Annotated in this window: 1 protein-coding gene; it reads left to right on the top strand. The window is 63.1% G+C overall.

Annotated elements, in window-relative coordinates:
- Positions 1 to 509 (top strand): glutamine synthetase family protein (locus DAI20_RS20460; RefSeq protein ID WP_497802664.1); only part of this gene is annotated, 509 nt, incomplete at both ends.

The following is a 509-nucleotide window of genomic DNA, read 5'->3' as shown; positions in this document are numbered from 1 at the left end:
CGACCATCGTGATCAGCTGCGACATCCTCGACCCGGCCACCATGCAGCCGTATGGCCGTTGCCCGCGCGGCATCGCCAAGCGCGCCGAGGCCTACCTGAAGTCCTCCGGCATCGCCGAAACCGCGTTCTTCGGCCCGGAGCCGGAATTCTTCATCTTCGATTCGGTCCGTTTCGCCAATGAAATGGGCAACACCTTCTTCAAGGTCGATTCCGAAGAAGCCGCCTGGAACAGCGGCGCCAAGTACGACGGTGCCAACAGCGGCTACCGTCCGGGCGTGAAGGGCGGTTACTTCCCCGTTCCGCCGACCGACACCCTGCACGACCTGCGCGCCGAGATGTGCAAGACCCTGGAACAGGTCGGCATCGAAGTGGAAGTGCAGCACCACGAAGTGGCCACCGCCGGCCAGTGCGAAATCGGCACCAAGTTCAGCACCCTGGTGCAGAAGGCCGACGAACTGCTGCGCATGAAGTACGTGATCAAGAACGTCGCGCACCGCAACGGCAAGACC

It is taken from the genome of Planctomonas deserti (assembly GCF_003067705.1).
Classification (GTDB): Bacteria; Actinomycetota; Actinomycetes; order Actinomycetales; family Microbacteriaceae; genus Planctomonas; species Planctomonas deserti.
Note: the sequence above shows the minus strand (reverse complement) of the source record. Positions and strands in the feature narration are given on the sequence as shown.